The 3045-nt window shown below is 67.0% G+C and carries 3 protein-coding genes; 1 reads left to right on the top strand and 2 read right to left on the bottom strand.

What is annotated here, in order from left to right; all coding sequences use genetic code 11:
* On the bottom strand, positions 1–1539 hold a 1539-nt coding region (locus VNE62_10325; protein ID HVE92674.1), incomplete at its 3' end, for a hypothetical protein.
* 313 nt (positions 1540–1852) lie between these two features.
* Positions 1853–2626 carry a VOC family protein gene (locus tag VNE62_10320; protein ID HVE92673.1) on the bottom strand — a complete coding sequence of 258 codons (774 nt, stop codon included), beginning with the start codon at positions 2624–2626 and terminating at the stop codon, positions 1853–1855.
* A 107-nt stretch (positions 2627–2733) separates the two neighbouring features.
* On the opposite strand from VNE62_10320, the gene VNE62_10315 reads away from it, so the two are divergent.
* The coding region (locus VNE62_10315) for a hypothetical protein (protein HVE92672.1) at positions 2734–3045 on the top strand (312 nt) is incomplete at its 3' end.

The raw sequence follows: 3045 nt of genomic DNA, 5'->3' as shown, positions 1-3045 counted from the left end.
CTCCCTGGCCGTCGCCGGTTCAGCATTGGAGGCGTCCGCAATCGCCTCGTTGGTGAAGGTCTGTCCCGGACCGGCCGAGTCGGTGACGGTTGCGCTGTACGCGACGATATTCGTCTCTCCTACGGCCAGCGCTGGGTCCTCGCACCTGAGCTCGGGATCCGTCGGATGGGTCGTGCAGGCGAAGCCTCCGGGTGACGGCGAGGACGTGACCGACCCGGGCACGATCGTCATCCCCGGCGGCAGGTCGTCGGTCAGCGTGACGTCGGTGGCCGTGCTGGGCCCGTTGTTGGTCACCTTGATCTCGCAGTTGACGGTGTCGCCGGGGGCTATCCCGCCACCCGCGCGAGCCGTTGCCGGCGTGCACTCCTTGGCCACGACCAGGTTCGCGACGGGGGCTGAGATCGTCACCGACTCGTTGGGAGCGTTGCATGGTGCGGTCACAGAAGCGTTGTTGGCGTCGCCGCTGTAGCCCGCCCTCCAACGGTAGGTGCCGGCGACGGTGGGCGTAAAGGGGCCGGAAGTGGCGGTGCCGTCGGCGGCGAGCGGAACGGTCGAGGTGAAGACCGACCCCCCCGAACAATCGTCGTTGTCCGGACCGTAGAGGTCGAACTCGACGGTGCCGGTGGGGCTGACGCCGCCTGACACCGTCGCGACGTCGTGTACCGGGGTACCGACGGGCCCCCCGGCGGAGGCCTGCGTGACGATGTCCGGAGTGGCGGCTGTGATCGTCACCGACTCGTTGGGCGCGTTGCATGGTGCGCTCACCGGGACGTTGTTGGCGTCGCCGCTGTAGATCGCCCTCCAACGGTAGGTGCCGGCGGCGGTGGGCGTGAAGGAGCCGGAAGTGGCGGTGCCGTCGCTGGTCAGCGGACGGTTCGACGAAATGAAGATCACCGTGGCGCAGATGTCGTCGTCAGGCCCGTACAGCCTGAACTCGACGGTACCGGTGGGGCTGGTGCCGCCGGACACAGTCGCGTCGTCGGTTATGGACGTGCCGACGGGCCCCCCTGCGGAGGCCACCGTGGAGATTGTGGGAGTGGCCGAGATCGTCGAGGTGACGCCGCACTCGGACTTCCCCCAGTACACCTCACCCACGGCATTGGGGCCGAGCAGCCGCAGGTGGCCGGCGTAGACGGTGAGCGAGCCGTCGGGATTCACAACCTGCTCGTTGAAGATGTACTGGAAGGTATCCCCAGTGCTCTCAGTCGATCCGTTGAAGGTCGTGTTCGCGATCGGGCTGGTCGGTACGCCGACATAGACTTCGTCACCTGGGTTCGGGGTGCCCTCGGAGACTCGAAGCACACCGTCGACGATCGTCGTCGACCCTTCCGCGCCCGCCTCGGACACGGTGCACATGCTGGACGCCGAAGAGGCGGTGAGAACCTCCTCCGTTCCGGAGACGTTGATGCCCGAGATGCTCGTCGAGCTGGTAACCGACCCCGCCGGACCGAGCGCCCCCTGGGTGGCGACATCAATCGGGCCTGTCGAGAAGAAAGTCGCGGACCCATACTGGACGAGTCCGCTCGTCGCATTGGCCATCTGAGGGCTGTTGGAAGCATCCGGCGCGAGAGTCACGACCGGCGCGGGTCCCCGAGACTCAGCATCCCCGTCGTACAGCCTGACGAGGCTGAAGTAACCGTAGGCTTCCCCTCGCACCGCGGACACATCAGCCACAACTGGACCGGCCGCGGCAACGAGAGAACCGGCAGCCAAGACAACCACGAGCAGCAGCGACCCCCGCCGCCCACGCACTGAACCCACTCCGCCCCTAGCCACTCCCAGCCCCCCTCGCTACCTCGACCCCGGCCGGTTCGCAATCAGCGGGCAAGACCACTGATGGGGATCCTAGACCCTACGCACCCCACGAGACGAGCGCGAACACGGCCCCCTGCGGGTCCTCCAGGACGACGAACCTGCCCACTCCGGAGATGTCCTGGGGCCCGTGGACGACTTTGCCGCCCAGCTCCGTGGCCTTGGCGGCAGAAGCGTCGCAGTCGTTCGTCCCGAAGTACACCAGCCAGTGCGCAGGTACCTCCTGCGGAAACTCGGCCCCCATCTGCATGATCCCGCCGAAGTCCCTGTCCAGGCCCACGGGACGGAACTCGGTGTAGTTGCCGCCTCCGATGGACGACTCCTTGCACGTCCACGCGAAGACCGACTCGTAGAACGACCTCGTGGCCGTGGCGTCCCGCGTGTAGTGCTCGAACCAAGTGATCGCTCCGGGGGCCTGGATGCGGTCTGCGCCGTGGTGGTCCTTGGCCTCCCAGACCGAGAACGTGGCGCCTTCGGGGTCCGTGAACATCGCCATACGGCCCACGCTGAAGATGTCCATGGGCGGCACCATGACCTGTCCGCCGGCGTCCTTGACCGCTGCCGCCGTCGCGTCGGTGTCCGGCGTGGCGAAGTACGGGGTCCAGTAGGGCTTGCCGCCACCTTGCTGGGGACCGAACCCCGCGACGTCGTCGCCGTCCAGCTTCCCCATCGCGTAGCCGCCTGCATCCGGCCCGCCGCTCTCCACTGTCCATCCAAGCAGCTGCCCGTAGAACCTCGTTGCCGCCCCCAGGTCCGGTGTCCCCAGGTCGGCCCACGCAGGCTGTCCCGGCACGAACGTCAGCTTGTCCCCCATGGTCCCCCCTCGCGTCGTCCGAGCTGTCATCTTCCCCCATCCTCCGCAGGAAGGAGATTGGAGCCGAAGGAAGAACGCTTGATCAGGACCCGGCCAGGAGGCGAATCATGATTCACAGGCAGGCGAATACGTTGCGGCGCCGGCCCACCGTCAAGACGGCGGCCGCACTTTCGATCTTCTTGCTCGCCATGATCCAGCTCGCCCCTGCGGCCGCCGCCAACGAGCGTGCCTCCGGCAGCGCGTACCAACCGCTGGTATGCGTGGGTACCTACGACCCGTTCAGCGGCACATCGGAATGTGAAACCTCGGCAGTCTTCACTGGGACCTGGACCGGACACGTGAAGATTCACGCTCGCGGCACCGCAGACTTGATGACCGGTCACGCTTCCGGCGTCGCTGACTACCACCTGACGAGAACC

The organism is Actinomycetota bacterium, assembly GCA_035536535.1.
In the GTDB taxonomy this organism is placed as follows: Bacteria; Actinomycetota; JAICYB01; order JAICYB01; family JAICYB01; genus DATLNZ01.
Note: the sequence above shows the minus strand (reverse complement) of the source record. Positions and strands in the feature narration are given on the sequence as shown.

Coding starts and splice junctions, on each gene's coding strand:
- VNE62_10320 (HVE92673.1), bottom strand. CDS start 2,626: ATGGGGGACAAGCTGACGTTCGTGCCGGGACAGCCTGCGTGGGCCGAC.